17 protein-coding genes and 1 tRNA gene are annotated in these 18,315 nt (G+C 60.7%); 10 read left to right on the top strand and 8 right to left on the bottom strand.

All coding sequences use genetic code 11. From position 1 onward, the window contains the following. The first annotated feature begins 10 nt into the window (after positions 1-10). From queE to DVJ77_RS16470, 5 genes are all read left to right on the top strand, one after another. The gene (queE, locus tag DVJ77_RS16490; protein ID WP_225428055.1) at positions 11-670 is read left to right on the top strand and encodes a 7-carboxy-7-deazaguanine synthase QueE; all 660 of its coding nucleotides are present in this window, start codon (positions 11-13) and stop codon (positions 668-670) included. 105 nt (positions 671-775) lie between these two features. Next, positions 776-1,471, top strand: a complete 696-nt coding sequence (gene queC / locus DVJ77_RS16485; RefSeq protein ID WP_114846611.1) for a 7-cyano-7-deazaguanine synthase QueC — start codon at positions 776-778, stop codon at positions 1,469-1,471. Positions 1,472-1,561: 90 nt separating this feature from the next. Beyond that, positions 1,562-1,637, top strand: a tRNA-Lys gene (locus tag DVJ77_RS16480). A 429-nt stretch (positions 1,638-2,066) separates the two neighbouring features. Next, entirely contained in the window at positions 2,067-2,762 is a 696-nt protein-coding gene (locus tag DVJ77_RS16475) for a hypothetical protein (RefSeq protein WP_114846610.1), read from the top strand. A 178-nt stretch (positions 2,763-2,940) separates the two neighbouring features. After that, positions 2,941-3,234, top strand: coding sequence for a hypothetical protein (locus DVJ77_RS16470; RefSeq protein WP_114846609.1), 294 nt, complete (start codon positions 2,941-2,943; stop codon positions 3,232-3,234). 533 nt (positions 3,235-3,767) lie between these two features. Here the strand turns inward: DVJ77_RS16470 and DVJ77_RS16465 are convergent. The 4 genes from DVJ77_RS16465 to DVJ77_RS16450 form a co-directional block, all read right to left on the bottom strand. Next, complete coding sequence (locus DVJ77_RS16465; protein ID WP_225428048.1) at positions 3,768-4,781, bottom strand: YncE family protein; 1,014 nt, start codon at positions 4,779-4,781, stop codon at positions 3,768-3,770. Positions 4,782-4,931: 150 nt separating this feature from the next. Then, entirely contained in the window at positions 4,932-5,651 is a 720-nt protein-coding gene (locus DVJ77_RS16460) for a TVP38/TMEM64 family protein (protein ID WP_114846608.1), read from the bottom strand. Next, positions 5,648-6,205 (bottom strand): nucleoside deaminase, encoded by a 558-nt coding sequence (locus DVJ77_RS16455; protein WP_114846735.1) that lies wholly within the window; start codon positions 6,203-6,205, stop codon positions 5,648-5,650. Before DVJ77_RS16455 ends, DVJ77_RS16460 begins: the two co-directional genes overlap by 4 nt. A 5-nt stretch (positions 6,206-6,210) precedes the next feature. Further along, positions 6,211-8,001 (bottom strand): glutamine--tRNA ligase/YqeY domain fusion protein, encoded by a 1,791-nt coding sequence (locus DVJ77_RS16450; RefSeq protein WP_114846734.1) that lies wholly within the window; start codon positions 7,999-8,001, stop codon positions 6,211-6,213. Positions 8,002-8,201: 200 nt separating this feature from the next. Here DVJ77_RS16450 and DVJ77_RS16445 point away from each other — a divergent pair, with 200 nt between their 5' ends. From DVJ77_RS16445 to msrA, 3 genes are all read left to right on the top strand, one after another. Beyond that, the gene (locus DVJ77_RS16445; protein WP_114846733.1) at positions 8,202-8,480 is read left to right on the top strand and encodes a putative signal transducing protein; all 279 of its coding nucleotides are present in this window, start codon (positions 8,202-8,204) and stop codon (positions 8,478-8,480) included. Positions 8,481-8,574: 94 nt separating this feature from the next. Beyond that, the gene (locus DVJ77_RS16440; RefSeq protein WP_114846607.1) at positions 8,575-9,093 is read left to right on the top strand and encodes an adenine phosphoribosyltransferase; all 519 of its coding nucleotides are present in this window, start codon (positions 8,575-8,577) and stop codon (positions 9,091-9,093) included. A gap of 92 nt (positions 9,094-9,185) precedes the next feature. After that, positions 9,186-9,839, top strand: coding sequence for a peptide-methionine (S)-S-oxide reductase MsrA (gene msrA, locus DVJ77_RS16435; protein WP_114846606.1), 654 nt, complete (start codon positions 9,186-9,188; stop codon positions 9,837-9,839). A 1-nt stretch (position 9,840) separates the two neighbouring features. Here the strand turns inward: msrA and DVJ77_RS16430 are convergent, their stop codons facing one another. Both DVJ77_RS16430 and oxyR read right to left on the bottom strand, forming a co-directional pair. Then, entirely contained in the window at positions 9,841-10,440 is a 600-nt protein-coding gene (locus tag DVJ77_RS16430) for a hypothetical protein (RefSeq protein WP_114846605.1), read from the bottom strand. 49 nt (positions 10,441-10,489) lie between these two features. Further along, positions 10,490-11,443, bottom strand: coding sequence for a DNA-binding transcriptional regulator OxyR (gene oxyR, locus DVJ77_RS16425; protein WP_114846604.1), 954 nt, complete (start codon positions 11,441-11,443; stop codon positions 10,490-10,492). A 195-nt stretch (positions 11,444-11,638) separates the two neighbouring features. Between oxyR and DVJ77_RS16420 the strand changes: the two genes are divergently transcribed. Beyond that, positions 11,639-12,184: a peroxiredoxin gene (locus tag DVJ77_RS16420; protein ID WP_114846603.1), complete on the top strand. Its 546-nt coding sequence runs from the start codon at positions 11,639-11,641 to the stop codon at positions 12,182-12,184. Between the two features lie 145 nt (positions 12,185-12,329). Then, positions 12,330-12,869, top strand: coding sequence for an alkylhydroperoxidase, AhpD family (ahpD, locus tag DVJ77_RS16415; protein ID WP_114846602.1), 540 nt, complete (start codon positions 12,330-12,332; stop codon positions 12,867-12,869). 100 nt (positions 12,870-12,969) lie between these two features. Here the strand turns inward: ahpD and DVJ77_RS16410 are convergent, their stop codons facing one another. Both DVJ77_RS16410 and DVJ77_RS21185 read right to left on the bottom strand, forming a co-directional pair. After that, positions 12,970-14,856 carry a S8 family peptidase gene (locus DVJ77_RS16410; RefSeq protein WP_114846601.1) on the bottom strand — a complete coding sequence of 629 codons (1,887 nt, stop codon included), beginning with the start codon at positions 14,854-14,856 and terminating at the stop codon, positions 12,970-12,972. Between the two features lie 102 nt (positions 14,857-14,958). Beyond that, a complete protein-coding gene (locus DVJ77_RS21185) occupies positions 14,959-18,039 on the bottom strand; it encodes an ESPR-type extended signal peptide-containing protein (RefSeq protein WP_162791531.1) in 3,081 nt (1,026 codons plus the stop codon). Positions 18,040-18,315 lie beyond the last annotated feature (276 nt).

The raw sequence follows: 18,315 nt of genomic DNA, 5'->3' as shown, positions 1-18,315 counted from the left end.
GTCGGCGGCCATGACGGTAGAGGCCATGCCCGAGCGTCTGCGCATCACCGAAATCTTCCATTCGATCCAGGGCGAGGCCGACGCCATCGGCTGGCGCACGGTATTCATACGTCTCACCGGTTGTCCGCTGCGCTGCGTCTGGTGCGACACCGAGTATTCCTTCTACGGCGGCAACTGGCGTGCAATTGACGACATCCTCGCCGAGGTGGCCTCCCATGGCGTCAAATATGTCTGCGTCACCGGCGGCGAGCCGCTGGCGCAGAAGCGTTGTTTGATCCTGTTGCAGCGTTTGTGCGATGCCGGGTACGACGTGTCGCTGGAAACCTCCGGTGCGCTCGATGTGTCGCCGGTGGATCCTCGCGTGCGCAAAGTGATGGATCTGAAAGCACCTGATTCGGGCGAGGCCAAGCGCAATCTCTGGTCCAATCTGGATCATTTGCTGCCGCACGATCAAATCAAGATCGTGATCGCCAGTCGCGCCGATTACGAATGGGCGCGCAATGCAGTCGCCGAGCATGCGCTTGAGCAACGCTGCATGGTGCTGTTCTCGCCGGTGCACGGTGCAGTGCAGCCGCGCGAGCTGGCCGAGTGGATCATCGAGGACAAATTGCCGGTGCGCTTCCAGTTGCAGCTTCATAAGCTGCTATGGAACGACGCGGCCGGCCACTGAATAGCCCTCTTCGGCACGGAGAGTGGAGTTCATATGGCGCGCCGGCCTGTGTTGCCGGTGGCGTTTTTCGGCCGGTGACCGGCCTGACTCACCATGGATTCAACCATGTCCAAAAACTCTCTACGCAAAGCTGTCGTACTCGTCTCCGGCGGCATGGATTCAGCCGTCACAATCGCCATCGCGCGCGAGCAGGGTTACGAGGTTTATGCCTTGAGCGTGGCCTACGGCCAGCGCCACAGTGCCGAGCTGGAAGCGTCGGAACGCGTTTCGCATTTGCTTGGCGCGGCAAGGCATAAGACGGTAAGCGTCGATCTGCGCTCAATCGGCGGCTCGGCGCTCACCGCCGATATGGATGTGCCGCTCGATACCGATCAAAACGCCAGTGCCGATGCTATTCCGGTGACCTATGTGCCGGCGCGCAACACCATCATGCTGTCGATTGCGCTCGGTTGGGCGGAGGTACTCGGTTCCAGTGATATCTGGTGCGGCGTCAATGCCGTCGACTATTCGGGCTACCCCGATTGCCGGCCGGCCTTTATCGATGCATTCGAGCAGTTGGCCAATGTGGCCACCAAGGCCGGTGTGGAAGGCGCCGGTATCCGCATCCACGCGCCGCTGATGCGCATGAGCAAGGCCGATATCGCACGCGAGGGCCAGCGTCTTGGCATCGATTTCTCAGTGACGGTGAGCTGCTACCAGGCCGATGCCGAAGGCCGCGCCTGCGGGCACTGCGACGCCTGCCGCCTGCGGGCGCAGGGTTTTCGCGATGCAGGCCTGCCCGATCCAACCCGCTACGTCTGAGCGTTTGCCATGGCTGCCGCGCATATGAACGAGTACAACTTGTGCCGAAGGCTCATAGGCCGTAAAATTGCCGGCTTCGCTTAACGCGATGGGCCGTTAGCTCAGTTGGTAGAGCAGTAGACTTTTAATCTATTGGTCGATGGTTCGAATCCATCACGGCCCACCAATAAATTCAGGGACTTGCAGCGATGCAAGTCCCTTTTTTGTGGCTGGCCGTAAAATTCAGCTCTTCGAGGCTGGTTGCACAATCAAAAACACCAGCCGCGATGACATTCTCGCGGCGCATCGTGTGCCGCCGCAGTTGTCTGGTTGATGGGCCTGTGGACTGAGCCCCTGACGCTGGACGGTTGGTTGGCCATAGATGTCCGTATCTGGATTCCTCCCCCGCTGCAAAGCCCTGTGCTTTGACGTCCCTTTCGACCCGAAGAGATATTCGGCAGGCAGTGCGCTGAGGCAGATGTTCTTGTTGACGGATATGGGAATGCTTAGCCGCAGCGCTTGCTGGGTGCTATGACTACCTACGGCACTGCGATAGCAATACACGATCGGTTACGCTCCGGCCCCACATCTTCGTCGATCTCACAGGATTCGCTTCATGCATCTCGAACTGCCGAAGGTGCGCCTTCAGTCGCTAAAGGAATTCTCTACTCATTACCTGATGATCGTGCTCAGTATCCTTACCGCTCTGGGATTGGAAGCGTGGATAGAGCGCGTGCACCACGAGCACGCCGCTGTCGATGCAATGGTGAAGATCGAGGCAGAGATTCACGAGAATCTTATCCAGATCAAGCATCAGCGGGATCACGATTTCGCCCGTATGCATGCGCTGGAAAAGATTCGCGACGGGCTGGTGGTCGATCTCAAAGCGCATGCATCCACTGCCGTTATCAACAGACACATCCATGAGGCGGACCCCTATGGGCTCTACCTTGACTGGCGTTGGCCGGTGATGCGCCGTGAGGCTTGGGACGTCTCCGTGGCCAATCAGTCGGCTAGCTGGATCGATGCTGATCGGCTGAGGCGTTATTCCAGTATCTACGCCGCGCAAAACGCGAGTGCAGCGATCACCATCCAGGAGGCATCAAACGTACTTAGTGGTCAACGCATGGCCGACATCCTGGTCGATATGAAGATGGATGACTACCAGCCCCGAGAGTTGCTGCACGTCGTCAATCAAATGGCAGGAGCGGCTAGCGAAGTCGCGCACGGCCTCGACAGTCTCGTAACAAGGATGGACAGCGCTCTGTCTAACGTACCTGAGTCCTCCACGCGGATGCCGGCTTCTAGCTGATTTTCGGCTCAAAGAAAAACGCCATGCAAGCGTAAGGTATTTTGCGTGTAAGAGACCTTTCTTCTCTCTAGCCAAAGCGATCTAAAAAGTGAGATACCTGGTTAAGGCTATCCCGCAGCTAATGGCTTAGGGTGCCCCCATTTACTTGGCCATGGTGGCCGTCTAAAGGGGGAGTGAAATGAGGTTTATCGAAGCACTGAACGGCGCCGTCAGTAATAACGGATGGGAGTCAAGACAGATACAAGAGTTTGAGATAGAAGCTATCGGTTCGGGGAAGATGAGGCACGTTAAGGTCAAGATCTCCGTCAATGGCAATGATGTCCGGGATTCGTGGGACCGTTTGACGGATGCAAAGCAGTTGCTCGGCTTTCAGAAACTGACCGGCGTGCTAGGCAATCATCTAAAAAGGGTGCCTCCAGACGGTGGAATGTCAATCCGTCTGAACAAGCCTGATTGGTTGCCTGCCGATTGATCGAGAGTGGTTCGTCGTTCTATTTGGAGTTTCACGCCAATCGAGTTGCTGGTGGTGGCTGCACTCCAGCGACTCGTTGGCGAACAAGATCCCGCTTTTTATGGCATCCGCACGTGCGTTCTCCGTAGACGATTCCAATGGCTGCCGTAAGCCTCACCGCGTAGCGGTTGGTGTTTCGGGGCGCACGTTGAAGATCCTGCTTTGGTCGACGACATGGATGACCTGGCCGCCTAGATCGAGGGCGATCACACCTATGACCAATGCCTGCAACGTATGCGGAGTGAATCCGTCATGCTCGTGGCACGGGCGCTGGATGCCATGGGCGATTGGTGGTCGTTGCTGATCTTGCTTTTGATCTTGTTTTGATCTTGCTCTTTTTGACTTCAGGCCCCGGCAGGGGTCCGAAAGCCCGCCGCAGACGACCCGGTAGCGAGAACACTCATTCGATCTCGCGCTCAGACTTGCAGAGGAAACAAATCCAATAAACCCCGCGTGATTCCACCCACGCGGGGTTTATGCGTTGCTAAAGAACCTCAGTGGCGGCCAGCAACAAGCAAAGTAAAGCCTGATACCGGAGTTCCGCGCGGCGCAGGATCGGAGGCGACGAGGAACAACTGGTGCGTGGTCGGATCCAGGCTCAGGGTCCGTGCGCTTTTCTGGGTCGCGACGTCCGCCAGTGCGGTGTAATGATCGGCGTCGTCTTCACGCACGACGCTGAGGCTGCCTTCACCATTGGAGCTGAAGATCAGCTTGGTCTGCGGGTCGAATGCGACCGCGTCGGGACCTTTGCCGATGGCGATCTGGGCTACTTGCCGGCCATTGCTGGCATCAGTGACGGCCATCTTCTGGTTATCGCAGACCGAGAACAACCGTTGCGATGCTGCATCGAAAGCAAGTCCGCTCGGCGAGTCGCAGGCGGTCAGTGGCCATGCGTGGAGCAGTTTGTTCGCATGGGTATCTATATGCACGATCTGGTTCTTGTCTTCGATATTGATGAAGACATTGCCTTTGCCGTCGCTCACCGCAAATTCGGGCTTGCCGGGCAGGGCGATCGTTGCTATTTCCTTGCCGGCGGTGGGATCGATCACGCTGATATTGTTGCTGCGGCCGTTCATCGCCAGCACATGATCGCTGGCGCTGTCGTAGATGATCGCATCCGGGTTTTGGCCGCTGATCGCGATGTTGCTGAGGCTTTTGAGCGTATCGAGGTCGATCACGCTGACGTTATTGCCGTGGCCATTGCTGACATAGCCGCGATGCTTGCCGGGTGCCAGGGCGACACCGTGGGCATGCTGCATGCCGGAAATTTCGGTGAGCAGTTTGCCGCTCTGCGTATCGACAACCATGACGCGATCGTCACGGGCGATAAACAAGTGATGCGAGGCGGGATCGAGACTGAGGTAGTCCCAGCCGCCGGTACCGCCGAGCGGGTAGTGTTGCTGCACGGCATAGTTGCTGTTTTCGGCAGCGCCGGAGTGAGTTGAGGCGGGGCTGGCGGATGCCGCCAACGAGATCAGCATGCAGGTGAGCAGGGTCAGGGATTTCATCGCTAATTCCAGCAGGTGGTTGGGAGGGCCGGATCTTGTGCAGCGATCGGCGCCATGTCAGTACCTAGCTTGCCACTGGGAAGATTAGGGATTGCTGTGGTTTGTGACAAATCCCCACAAAGCAGGGGGACAGTGCTTGCTCGGGGCAGTTCACTCCGTCGGCGGGGGCGCGTGGTGATGAAAACGGCGGGTAAAGCGGCTTAGCAACAATGGCAGCAGCGCAAGCAGGGCGAGTGCGCCCAGTGGCAGCAACACTTCGTACTGCAGCAGCAGGCCGGGGCCGAGTTGTTTGTTGTGGCTGAGCACAGTGCCAAGGCCGGCACCGACCGAGGTTTCGAAGATCAGCATGACGGTGCCGCCTAGCCAGGTGGCGCCGATGAATAGCCATAAAGGGCAGCGTAGCCAGGCCAGGCTCAAGGTAACCATGCCGAATGGCACCACCGGCACAAAACGCAGAAACAAGGTGTAGCTGACCGGATGCTTGGCAAAGCCGTGGCGCAGTCGTTCAACGTAGACCGGCGGATGTTTGCCGCCGCCGCCCATGGCGTAGCGGCTGGCCAGATACAGGATCAGCGAACCCAGGGTGACCCCGATCGATGAGCACAGCGTGCCCTCGACCACGCCGAAAGCAAAGCCGCCGGCGAAGATGATGACCACCGTGCCTGGAATGCCGGTCGACATCGCCAGGGTAAGCAGGCCGACAAAGGCCAGTCGACTGAGCCAGGGATTGGAATGGATCTGCGCATGCAGTTGATCTTGATGGGCGATCAACTGCTCAGGGTGCAACTGATCCAGTGCGCCAGAAGCAAACAGCGCGATGCCCGCCAGCAGCAGCAGGATCAGTGGCAGCGCGGCGCGGAATCGGCTCAATAGGTTGACCCGCTCGCGCCATAGGCGGCCAGCACCGTGCGTGCCCGGTCACGCAGAATGTCGCGGCGCACGGCAATGCCGCGGCGCTCCAATTCGCCGATCCAGTCAGCCGGCAGGGGGCCTTCGTCGAACTCGGTAAGCTCTTCTACGTCTTCGGCGCGTGCGCCGATAAGCAGCTCGTCAATACCAGCCCATACGGTGGCGCCATAGCATTGGCAGCACGGCTGCGAACTGGTGGCGAGAATATGGCGGTCGCCCAATTCGTTGAGACGGTAGCGCGACAGTCGTTGCTGCGCTGCCATATAGGCCAGCATCTCAGCGTGCGCCACGGAGCATGTCTGCGGCACCACGCGGTTGGCTGCGGCGGCGATCAAGCGGCCATGTTCGTCGAACACGGCCGCGCCAAACGGGCCGCCGGTGCCATGGGCAATATTGTGCTGCGACAGCTCAATCGCCAGGCCTACGCGCTCTTCGTCCGTGAGATAGCGTTTGTTGGTGTCGGCGACATCACCGATCCACGGCGGCAAGGTGAGATGAATTTGCAGCGGCAACATGCCCATCAGCCTGCCTGTTTAGTCCAGGTGTCGCGTAGCGTAACCGCACGGTTGAAGACAGGGGCTTCGGCACGATGATCGGTGCGGTCGGCGACAAAATAGCCGAGCCGTTCGAACTGGAAGCGCTGTTCGGGCTCGACCCGAGCCGCCGCGGGCTCAAGCCAGCCGTGTACGGTGCGCTTGGCGTCAGGGTTGATGTGCTCGATCCAGCTTTTGCCGTCGCTTTCGTCGTCGGGTGCGGCCACGTTGAACAAGCGGTCGTACAAACGTATTTCGGTGGCCACGCCATGCTTGGCGCTAACCCAGTGAATAGTGCCCTTCACCTTGCGGTCTGCGCCGGGCATGCCATGGCGCGATTGGAGATCGAGGCTGCAGCGCAGTTCGGTCACGTTGCCATCGGCATCCTTGATGACCTCGTCGCACTTCACGATGCCGACGCCGCGCAGGCGTACTTCGCCCTCAGGCTTGAGTCGATGGAACCCCTTCGGCGGCACTTCGGCGAAGTCCTCGCGTTCGATCCAGATCTCGGGCGCGAAGGGTACTTCGCGGGTGCCGAAACTCTCGTCTTTGGGATGGTTGGGAAACACCAGGGCTTCGTCGTGCGATGCCGGCAAATTGGTGATGACCAATTTCAATGGATCGAGTACGGCCATGCGACGTGCAGCGGTGGCGTCGAGATCTTCGCGGATACAGCCTTCGAGAATCGCATAGTCGATCACGCTGTTTTGCTTGCTCACGCCCAGGCGCTCGATCAGCAGGCGCAGGCCGGCCGGGGTGAAGCCGCGACGGCGCAGGCCGCGCAGCGTATTCATGCGCGGATCGTCCCAGCCATCGACGAGGTTTTCGTTGACCAACTGCGCCAGCTTGCGCTTGCTGGTAATGCAGTAGCTGAGGTTGAGGCGAGAGAATTCGATTTGTCGCGGCTTGTCCGGCTCGCTTTCGAAGCCGGCATCGTGCAGGGACTGCCATAGCTCAGGATGATTGGGCAGGTCGACCTTGTCGACGAACCAGTCATATAGAGGGCGGTGATCTTCGAATTCCAGCGTGCATAGCGAATGAGTGATGCCTTCCAGCGCATCGGACAAGCAATGCGCGTAGTCGTACATCGGGTAGATCGGCCAGGCATCGCCGGTGTTCTGGTGGGTCACCTTGCGAATGCGATAGATCGCCGGATCGCGCATATTCATATTGCCGGAGGTTACGTCGATCTTCGCGCGCAGGGTTTTGCTGCCGTCGTCGAATTCGCCCGCCCGCATGCGGCGGAACAAGTCGAGGTTTTCCTCCACGCTGCGTTCGCGATATGGCGAATGGCGGCCCGGTGTAGTCAGCGTGCCGCGATATTCGCGCATTTCATCGGCGCTGAGGTCGTCGACATAGGCGTGACCGTCTTCGATCAGCTTGATCGCTGCGCGGTAGAACACGTCGAAATAATCCGAGGCATGCCGCAGGTCGTGCCATTCGTAGCCAAGCCAGCGCACGTCGTCCTTGATGCCTTCGACGAACTCAGGGTCTTCTTTGCCCGGATTGGTGTCGTCCAGGCGCAGGTTGCACCAGCCCTTGAACTCGGCGGCGATGCCGAAGCTCAGGCAGATCGCCTTGGCGTGACCGATGTGCAGATAGCCGTTGGGCTCCGGCGGAAAGCGCGTGCGGATGGCGTGATGGCGGCCCGCAGCAAGGTCGTCGCGGATGATCTGGCGGACGAAGTCCCTTTGTACATCGGCCCTCTGTACATCGGTCTTCGGCGCATCGGGCGAAGTGGCAGTGACAGGCGCGGCTACGGTTTTTTCGGTCGACATCGCGTAAAGCTCGTTGCACATGGGCAGAACGCATAAGTTTACCCTGTCCGGGTGATGCTGCGGTTACCCCGAATATCCGTAGTTTGTGGGGCGTATTCCCTGGGTGAAAGAGACCGGGCCGATGCGTTGCGGGGATTTATTACCGAAGTGAGCTGCTGCGGCGCTTGCCCACCGTCAGCATCGGCGTTAGCGTGCATGACATGCGCATCGCCTACCGAGCCGAAACCCTGATCGACGCCCATCTGGTAAAGGATGCGCTGGAACGCGAGGGCATTCCGGCTTTTATCTCCGGCGAGTACCTCACCGGAGCGGTTGGGCAATTGCCGGCGCTGGATTATGTGGCGGTGTTGGTGCCTGAATCGAGTCAGGCGGCCGCGGACGCGGTGGTGCGTGGGGTCGAGCTGCAACTGGTCGAAGCGCGCGCTGTATTGAACGAACACGAGGGTGGTTTGCCCCCATCAATACTCGACTGCGGTTAGGTTGCCCCTTTCGCTGGCCGAGCCTGTGCAAAGTCTCTCCGTGGCCTCCACCGATCCGCTTAGTCAGTCATCCCAAGAATGAACGAGTGATGCCATGAAACAGATCGAGGCGCTTATCCGTGCCGTGCCGGATTTCCCCAAGCTTGGCGTCGTATTTCGCGACATCACGCCGTTGCTTGCCGATGCCGGCGGGTTTGCCCGTTGTATCGACGCGATGGCTGAGCCTTGGCAGGGCAGTAGCGTACAGGCGGTATGCGGTATCGAGTCGCGCGGTTTTATTTTTGGCGCGGCGCTGGCGCAGAAACTGCACGCCGGCTTTGTGCCGCTACGCAAGCCGAACAAGTTGCCGCCGCCGGTGATCGCGGTGGATTACGCGCTGGAATACGGCACCGATCGACTGGAAGCCCGCAGCGATGCTTTAAAGCCGGGTGAGCGGGTGCTGCTGGTCGACGATGTGCTGGCCACGGGTGGCACGCTGGCGGCGGGGCGCACGTTGATCGGCAAACTGGGCGGCGTCCTGGTCGGTGCCAGCGTGCTGATTGAGCTGGCTGCTCTGCAAGGGCGTAGCCGTTGGCATAGCGACCTACCCTTGCAGGCCTTGCTGCAGTATTGACATGCCGGGCGATAGTGAACCGGGCGATCTTGTGCCGGCCGGTTCGAGTCCCCATTTCTCAGGCGTTATGAATTGCAGGCGGGAGACGGCACATGCTTGGTATTGGCGCTTGGAAACAACGTATGACGCGTCCTGAAGATGCCTTGCCAGGGCGCGATACGCCGATTAAGGCGGCACACCCTCATCACGTGCATGGACGGTCATTGCTGGCCGATGCCTTTCCCGGCAGCGAGACGCTGTTGCTGGGCATGGGCTGTTTCTGGGGTGCCGAGCGTAAATTCTGGAGTTTGCCGGGTGTGCTGACGACCGCCGTCGGTTATGCCGGCGGCTACACGCCCAACCCAAGCTATCGCGAAGTTTGCTCGGGTCAGACCGGTCATGCCGAGGTGGTTCGGGTGGTCTACGATCCGCAACAGGTCAGTCTCGATACCTTGCTGCGCATTTTCTGGGAAAGTCACGACCCCACTCAGGGCATGCGGCAGGGCAACGACACGGGTACTCAGTATCGTTCAGCCATCTATACGTCCAGTGCAGATCAGCTTGCCGTGGTCGAGGCTTCGGCCGGGTGCTACCAGGCGGAGCTTGATCGTGCCGGCTACGGCGCCATCACGACGGAGATGACGATGGCCGGACCGTTTTACTTTGCCGAAGACGAGCACCAGCAATATTTGTCCAAGCATGTCGATGGCTATTGCGGCCTGGGCGGCACCGGGGTGAGCTGCCCGATCGGTTTGTCGCCGGGCTAGCTTAGCGAGCGCTCGACTCGGCGGCCTCCACATAGAACAGTTCGCAGGCGCCGTTGCCGGTGTCGTCGCGGGTCATCGAGGTGTGCCACTGCCAGCCGTCAGGGCGGCTGGCATCGACTAGAAAACCTTGCAGGTGCACTAGTTGTCCGGGTCGCATGTGTTCCAGTGATCGGCGCACATTCTCATCGGCGGGAATCAGGTGCATGTTGGCGCTGGAGGTTTCGATTTCACGGCGCGGTATCGGAAAGTCGTCGACATGCCAGTAGTAGAAGCGGTTGGATTGGCTGATGCTGATTTTCGCCAACACTTCGCTGTCGGACATGCGGCCCCAGCCCAGGGCGAAATCCATCGGGGCCAGCGTCGCGCCGGCATCGAAGGAATAATCCTCGCGCGAGAGCAGGCGGGCGGTCAGTTCCATATGCGCGCGCGTGAGCAAGGTGACGTCGCCGCGCTGCAATTTCGTGCCGTCGTCCAGATTCACTTGTTCGGGAATGTTCGGCGCGAGTACGCCTGGCGTCTGCGTCAGCGAGCGGTGCTGCCACCAGTGCAGCGCACCCAGGGCAAGCAGAAGTACGAGTGCGGCAGTGAGCAGTCGTTGCATAGCGCTCAGTAAGTCTTGTTGCGATGGATGGGGTAGCCGGCGAGTAGGTTCACTTGCTCGCCGCCTTCTGTCGCGCCGGGATCTTGGTCACGGTCGTGCCTGGGGTCAATAGATCCGGTGGCAGGCCGCGAAAGACCTCGGCCATGCCTTTGAGGAAGCTATTCATGGATGAGCTTTTGCGCCATACCAGCGCGATGCGACGGCTCGGCGCATGCCCGGAGAATTCGATCAGATGGACGTTGTCGGTGCGTGACATCGGCGGCTTGATTGCCAGGGTCGGCAGCAGAGTGATGCCCACGTTCGCGGCTACCATCTGGCGCAGCGTTTCCAGGCTGGTGGCACGAAAGCCCGATTTCTCCCCGGCGCCTGCGAGCTGGCAGACCTCCAGCGCCTGATCGCGCATGCAGTGACCATCCTCAAGCAGCAGCAGGCTTTCGTCTTCCAGGTCGCTGAGCTTCAGGCGATGTTTCAGGTGCACCAGCGGGTGGCTATCAGGAACGGCCAGTACGAAGGGCTCCTCGAATAGAAATTCGGTAATCAGGCTGTCTTCGTGCAGGGGCAGCGCAAGGATGCCGACGTCCAGCGAGCCTTCGCGCAGCATTCTGATGACCTGCTCGGTTTTATCCTCCACCAGGAGCAGTTCCAGGCGCGGATAGCGGTTGCGTACCAAAGGAACCAGATGCGGTAGTAGATAAGGGCCGAGCGTGGGGAAAATACCCAGCCGCAACGTGCCGGACTCCGGGTCGCGAGTGCGTTGAGCGATGGCCTTGATCTCGTCGATCTCGGCCAACACGCCGCGTGCGCGCCGGGCGATTTCACGACCGGTCTCGGTCAACAGCACTTTGCGCGGGGTGCGCTCGACCAGGGCCACGCCCAACTCGTCTTCCAGTTTCTTGATCTGGGTCGAGAGGGTGGGCTGGCTGACAAAGCTGGCTTCGGCGGCACGACCGAAATGGCGATGCTCGGCCAAAGCCACGAGGTAATGCAGGTCGCGTAGGTTCATAGTCGCAGATCCATGAGATTCGGCTTGGTCATATCATTCGATAGGCGGCGTCAATGATTGTGATGGTAACAATCAATTTGAACAATGCGTCCCGGCTGCGTAATCTCTGCGGTTCAACACGTGCCGTACGCGGCGCGAACCCTATTCAGCAAACCTTTGCCGTTTGTTATTCCCAAGCCACCAGGAGAGATCAGCATGTTGACCATTGGCGACAAGTTTCCGCACTTCAACCTCACCGCGACCGTTTCGATCGAGAGCCTTGAGAAAGCGTTCTTTCCGATCACCAACGATACCTACAAGAACAAGTGGCTGTTGGTGTTCTTCTACCCGAAGGATTTCACCTTCGTCTGCCCGACCGAGATCAAGGGTTTTGCCGATCTGAACTCGCAGTTCGCCGATCGCGATTGCCAGATTCTCGCCGCCAGCACCGATTCCGAGTTCGTGCACTTGGCATGGCGCAAAGACCACAAGGATCTGCGCGACCTGCCGTTCCCCATGCTTGCCGACATCAACAAGGATCTCATCACGGCGCTGGGCATCAAGACCAATGACCGCGAAGGCGTTGCACAGCGTGCTTCGTTCCTGGTCGATCCCGAAGGCATCATCCGCTTCGTCTACGTCACCGATGGTTCGGTCGGCCGTAACCCGCAGGAAGTGCTGCGCGTACTTGACGCCCTGCAGACCGACGAGCTGTGCCCGTGCAACTGGCACAAGGGTGAAGAGACCCTGCACGTTGCCTGATTAATAGCTTTGCCTTGCCCGACCGCGCGTTGCCTCCCCCTCCCTCTAGAGACTTTTAACCAGCTCTAGGCGCGCGGTACTTCCACCGGCGGCGAAGCCCGCTTCGCCGTCGGTTTTTTTTGCCCAGAATTTAATGAGGTGCCCCATGAGCCTTGCTGACCTGAAGAGCCAACTACCTGAGTACGCCAAAGATCTGCGTCTCAATCTTGAGTCCGTCTTGAGCGAAGGTGGCGCGCCCGGTCTCAACCAGAAACAGATCGCCGTGATCGCGCTCGCTTCGGCTATTGCGTCGCGTTACAAACCGCTGACCGCGGCGATCGCCGAAGAAGCCGCCAAGCATGCCAATGCGGAAGAATTGAATGGTGCCCGCGTCGCCGCCGCCATCATGGGCATGAACAATATTTACTATCGTTTTTTGCATCTGGTCGGCGATGCCGAATACGGTACCTTGCGCGCCGGCTTGCGTATGAATGCGATGTCCAACCCTGGTGGCGACAAGGTCGATTTCGAATTGGCCTCGCTGGCGGTATCGGCGATCAACGGCTGCGGCATGTGCCTGGAGTCGCATGAAAAGACCTTGCGCAAGCATGGCCTGTCGGCGCAGCCGATTCAAAGTGCGGCACGTATCGCCGCGGTGATCCACGCTGTTGCGGTAGCGCTGGAACAGGTTGACGTCGCCGGCTGATGGCCATCGGTGCGAGTCGGCGCGGCTGAGCAAGACGTCAGCCAACGAAAAGAAGAGAGCCCCGGCACGATGGCCGGGGCTACACCGACGGACGCTGCGCTTACGGCGCCTTGTAGCTGCCGATGATTGAGACCTTGCTGAAATCCTTCACGCCGGTCACACGCAAATACCAGATGCCAGCGGCGGGTTTGCCGATAACTACCGATTCGCTATTGCCTGGCTTGACCGAGCGGAAATCAGCGTTGGCGCCATCCGCCACCGGCTCTTCGCCGTGTTTGATAAACAGCGAGACATCGCCGGTGCCGCCAAGGGTGCGCAGATTGAGCCGGGTCGCGTCGGCGGGTACGTCGATCGAGTAGAGCAGGGTATCGCCGGCCGCGCCGGACAGATTGGCGATCAACACACCGTTGCTCAGTGGAGTGGGCAGCAGGGTAGTGTTGCCATCAATAGCCTTCTGTACTGCTGCATGAGCATCGACGATACCTGCACCGATCACCTGGTCTGGCCTGCTTGGGAATGCTCTTGCGCTGCTGGTCAGTGCGGTACGCACCTCGGCTGGGGTCAGCGCGGTTAGTTCTGCGTCCTTGCGCGCACTGACCATCAACGCTACGACGCCGGCCACATGCGGTGCGGCCATGGAGGTGCCGGCGAAAGGGGCGCCTCCGTAAGCTGGGTCAGCGGGTACGGTCGTGCCGGTATTGGTAGTGGACCAAACCCAGCCGGCATCGACCCTGGCACCGCCACTGCCGTCGTTGGCATAGACGCCACCGCCCGGCGCCGACAGGGTGATGCTGCTGCCGTAGTTGGAGTAGAACGCACGCTTGCCGGTAATGCCATTGGCGGCCACGTTGATTACGCCGGGGCAACTGGCTGGGCTGAAGTTTCTGGCGTCGGCATTGCTGTTGCCTGCGGCTACCACCACGCTGGTGCCGCGACTGTTTGCGCCGGCAATGGCTTTGCCGTAGACACTGTCGGCGGCGCAAGCGCCGCCTCCGCCAAGGCTCATGTTCATGACTTGGGCCGGGTGCTGGTTGGCAGGTACGCCCTCAACATCACCACCGGAAGCCCATACGATGGCATCAGCGATGTCGGAGCGGTAGCCGCCGCAATGGCCGAGTACTCGTACCGGCAGTACCTTCGCCTTTGGCGCTACACCGGCCATGCCGACCTCGTTGTTGGTCAGCTCGGCGATAGTGCCGGCGACGTGGGTGCCGTGCCAACTGCTAGGGTCGTCTTCCTCCTTGCAGTCATCGCCAGTGTCCCAGCCGCCAGGCACACGGCCATCGGTATCGCGGCCGGAGATATCCTTGTCGATGATGAAGTCGTAGCCGGCATCGGTTAGCGAGGTGTCCAGATCGGGATGCAGGGTGATGCCGGTGTCGAGCACGGCAACGACCGTGCCTTTGCCTTCGCTCAGGTTCCAGGCCATCGACGCATTGCTGCCGCCCCGATTGGCATAGGCGGCAGTGTCCTTGCCAATAGTTTCCATGGCACCGTTACCTGGACGCATATGCCACTGATACTTGGTGAAGAGCGGATCGTTCGGCACGATCGGCGTCGCCGTGTCGCTGATCGCCTTCATCAAGGTATCCGGCTCGACATACAGCACGGCGGGATTGGTCGCGAGTTGCTGCATCAGCGCATTCGCTTCAGTTGAGTTGAGCTTGCGTCCGGTACGAACCAGCTCGGCACCGGTGGCCAGCTTGCGCATATAGCGCACAGCGACGGTGGGCGTACCCGCCTGGCTGGCTGCGATGCCGCTGCGATTCAATGCGACAGTGATGTCCTGCACGACCGTAGCAGGGGTCTTGGCTGCGACAACGTCGTCGCGATAGGTGACGATGAAACGGTCATAGCCAGCGGACTTGGCATGGGTCGAGACGTGGTCGTACTTCATGGCTGATGGGCCGCCTGCGGCAAACGCGACGGGTAGGGCCATCGCCATGGCGACAGCCAAGGTGCAACGCTGGATGGTTCGAAGCTTCATGCTTTATTCCCCAGAGGTCTTGATGTGAAGGTGCGGTCACGGCGTTCCTACCGTGACATCGCTTGGAAAGGCCGCGCTGCGGATGCACCACGGCCAGGCGGATTACAGGTCGAGGCCGAAGCCGATGCCTGCGGAGTTCTCCGAGCCGGAGAACGCGCCACCGAGGCTGAAGCGGGCGCGTTCGCCGAGCGGTGCCGCGTAGCCCACGGCCAACGCGCTACGGCCGCCTTGAATGCCGGCGCCTACCGCGACGCGGCCACGCGGGTGGGTTGCTCCCGCTGCGTTGATTGCCATCTGTGTATTGGCGGCAGCTATCGCACCCATGCGATCCATGCGCCGATCGAGCTGGTGGAAGCGACGGTCCACGGTGCTGCGGAACGCATTGAAGTCAGTGCTGCTAACGGCATTGCTCAGCCTGGTGTCGGTATAAGCCTTGGATTGATTCAAGGTCTTTGCATCGCCCGCATCGGCATAGGTTTTCGCGGTGGCAAGCGCATCGTTCACTTGGCCGAGGTTGGCCGCATCCGTTGCGGCGGTGCCGGCGGCAACGTTGGCGATCTGGCGTTCGCTGCCTACCGTACCCATCGACACACTATTGGCACGGTCGGCTATTGAGCCGGCACCCACCGCCACACTGTTGTTTGCGGTGACTTGTGTGCCCTGGCCGATGGCCGTGCCGGAGGCCGCCATGACCGAGCTGTCCGCGCCCACCGCAACCGAATGGGTCGCTGTGGTACTCACCGAGGCGGCGTTGCCCAGCACGGTGCTGGCATCCGCGCTGGCGACGGCGCCGTGACCAAACACCGTGTCGCGGCTGTCATGGGCATGGCTGCCTTTACCGATAGCCAGCCCGTCGCCGCTGCCGATCGGTGCGTTGCCGTTGCCGCCGCCGCCCACAATGAGCCCGCCGATGAGGGTGAACGCATTATTCATGGCGCCATCGAGGGCGCTGAGTGCACCACCGACGTTGTTGTAGCTACCGCCTTGAATGGAGAACGTCGGTGCAGTGAAACCTGCTGCGCCGAAGGCGGTGCCGCCACCAAGCATCTGCGCGACGCTATGGCCGAAGTCGTTGAGCTGGCCACCATGGATGGCTTGACGACTGCCTGTGCCGATGTCGCCCGCTGCGATGTTGTCGATCGTGGTGCCGGCAGCGCCTCCACCCAAGGTAACCCGGTCACGGCTGCTGTCGTCGTAACGCACCGAGCTGGGGGCGCCGATGCCGGCGACGGCGTCATCCAACTGTGCCTTGTTTACCGCATCGGTGCCTTCCGTGCCGGCAGCGACATTGACGATCTGCCGTTCATGGCGGATGTCGCCGACCGAGACGGTATTGATGCGGCGGGCTTGTGAGTCGGCGCCAATGGCGACGCTGCTTGCCGCACTGGCAGAGGCGTTCCGGCCCAGTGCGACCGTGTTGATCTCGGAGGCCCGGCTGTTGTGGCCGATAGCAGTGGTGTAGTCGGCGGTAGCCCAGGCACTTCCGCCGACGGCCACGCTCTGGTCGCCGCTGGCCACGCTATAGCCGCCCATCGCGACCGCGGCCATGGCGCTGGCGTTGCTGCGGAAGCCGTTTGCGGTGGCGCCGATCGCGCTGGCGCTGGCGTTGGCGCCTAGAGCCAGGGTGTTGTCCTGGGTGGCCTGGCTATTTTCGCCATAGGCCGAGCTATGACTGCCTTGGGCGAGTGCGCCATAGCCAGTGGCCGTCGCGAACTCGCCCATGGCGATGGCGCCGGTACCGATCGCGGTGCCGCCGAGCGCATAGGCTGTGGCGCCCGAGCCGGCAGCCATCGACAGCTCGCTTTCGGCCGTTGCTTCGTCGCCACTATTCTCGGCACCGTTGACCTTGAGGTATCTGTTGGCAGTGCCGGCGACCTCGTTGAGTTGCGCAAGATTCACTGCATCGGTGTCTTGGGTGCCGGTCGCAACGTTGGCGATTTGTCGCTCCAGGCCACGGTCGCCGACGGATACGGTACGACTGCGATCGGCCACTGAGTTGTTGCCTAGCGCGACGCTGTTCTCCTCTTTAGCGTAGGCATCCCGGCCGATCGCGACGGCATCAGTCGCCGAGGCCCAGCTATTGTGACCAATGGCGGTGGTGTAATCGGCCGTAGCCCAGGCACCCGCGCCAAGAGCAGTGCCGGCTACCTTGGTTGCTCGCGCGTTGACGATTCCGTCCGTTGAGCCGCCGACTGCCACGCTCTCGTCGCCGCTGGCCTCAGCACCTTTGCCGAGTGCGATGGCAAGGTGGCCTGTGGCTTTCGCGTCATAGCCGAAGGCGGCAGCGAAGTCGCCGCTGGCGACGCTATAGCCGCCCATGGCGACGGATGCGATGCCATGGGCCTCGCTGCGGAAACCGTAGGTGGTGGATAGCCGGCCGGCGGCGACCGCTTCCATGCCCGTGGCGGTGCTGTAGACGCCGGAGGCCTGGGCACCGAAGCCACTGGCAGTGGCGCCGACGTCGCTGGCCTGTGCGTTGGCGCCCAGGGCCAGGGTGTTGTCTTGCGTGGCCTGACTGTTTTCGCCGTAGGCCGAGCTATGGTTGCCTTGGGCCAATGCGCCATAACCGGTGGCGGTAGCAAACTCGCCAAACGCGATGCTGCCCGAGCCGAACGCGCTGGCGCCTATGGCACGTGCATAGCTGCTACTGCCGATGGCGGTGGTGTAGCTGCCTTCGGCATAGCTTTGTGCGCCCAATGCGCTGGATTGCTCGCTTTCGGCGATGGCGGCAGCGCCGATCGCCGTCGCGTTGTCCTTTGCCGCGTGGCTGCCGTTGCCAACAGCGGTGCTGTCATTGCCCAGCGCTTTGCTGTGGGCGCCGGCGGCCAATGAACGGGCGCCGTCGACTTTGGATTCGTCTTTAGTGTCGCCGGACTCGCCGCTGGCTTTGAAGTAGCGATTGCCGCGTGCGATGACGGCATGGGGTGCTACGGCATGGAGTTGTTGCAGCGATTGAATGCCGGCCGTTTGGGTGACTTCGGCCAAGCTGCGTTCCGCAGCGGCTTGTGCATCGCTGTCTTCGGCGGCAAGCGCCATGTCCGGTACGCATGCCATGGCGGCAGCCATCGTCACGATGCGCAAGCGACGCGTTGCGCCGGTCTTGCCGCTGGCTTTGGCCCATTCGGATGCAACGACGAGTGCTTGAAGGGATTTACTCCAAATCTTGCTGTGGATCTTGTTCACGTAATACTCCCTATTCGTGAAAGACCAACGGGCTATGGACGTCTGAATGACGAGCCCGTGGAGACGAAGTCTTGATGACCTCGTGGTTTCGGAGGATTCGTTAGCGCGGCGGTGGAGTCACGCACGCTTTTCCACGGCTGTTTTCGCTACATCACATATCCAAGCCGATGCTTGGCTTTTCTCACTAATTAATTGAAAAATTCACGCTTACTCACTAAACCAAAGGGCTTGTTACCCAGCACAAGTGGTGTCACAAAGAACCTCGCCATGGGGGCT

Source organism: Dyella tabacisoli, from assembly GCF_003350925.1.
In the GTDB taxonomy this organism is placed as follows: domain Bacteria; phylum Pseudomonadota; class Gammaproteobacteria; order Xanthomonadales; family Rhodanobacteraceae; genus Dyella_C; species Dyella_C tabacisoli.
The sequence above is the reverse complement of the archived record's forward strand: the minus strand, read 5'-3'. Positions and strand labels throughout refer to the sequence as shown.